The sequence below is a fragment of the Limosilactobacillus sp. DJ3M12 genome (genome assembly GCF_947381695.1).
In the GTDB taxonomy this organism is placed as follows: domain Bacteria; phylum Bacillota; class Bacilli; order Lactobacillales; family Lactobacillaceae; genus Limosilactobacillus; species Limosilactobacillus kinnaridis.
Map to the genome: position 1 here is coordinate 1 of NZ_CANCWY010000062.1, position 621 is coordinate 621.

Sequence of the window (621 nt, forward strand, 5' to 3'; positions counted from 1 at the left end):
AGTCGTCGGTTCTTAAAGGCTCAGCAGGAAATCGCCTGGGATCATCATAATAAAGTGTTAGTTCCACGGCAATTAGATGATTTTAAGAATTATCAGAAAGCTCGTATTATGGTGGCGAAGTATCGGCAAAAGATTGCCAACCAACGGTTGGATCAGCTACAAAAATTCACTACTAAATTGGTCAAAAAGTACGACATCATTGTGTTGGAAAAACTTAATACTAAGGGAATGATGAAGAATCACCATTTAGCTAGAGCAATCGCTAACGCTAGCTGGTCAAAATTAGTAGATATGTTGCAATATAAGTGTGACTGGTACGGTAAAAAGCTTATTCAGGTCAATCCGTCATATACTAGCCAAATTTGTGCTAATTGTGGGAAGAATAATCATCGGTTAGGATTGAATAAATCGGAATGGTTAGCGGTACGTGAGTGGGATTGTCCAAACTGTGGTAAACATTTAGATCGTGATATTAACGCTGCACAAGTCATCTTGCAAAAAGGATTAGCTATCCGATAGATAAAGTTAGGCTCGGGACGAGCCTTGGCTAATAGTCGTAACCTCTGCTTGAAGGTTCGTTCAGAATCGGTAGGGTAAGTATGCGATGTTTCCAGAATCTCC

The 621-nt window shown here is 39.9% G+C and carries 1 protein-coding gene; it reads left to right on the plus strand.

Annotation, left to right across the window (positions count from 1 at the left end):
- Positions 1 to 519, plus strand: a 519-nt coding sequence (locus QOS06_RS10710) for an RNA-guided endonuclease InsQ/TnpB family protein (protein ID WP_283596044.1), incomplete at its 5' end; no start/stop codon positions are given.
- Between the last annotated feature and the right edge of the window lie 102 nt (positions 520 to 621).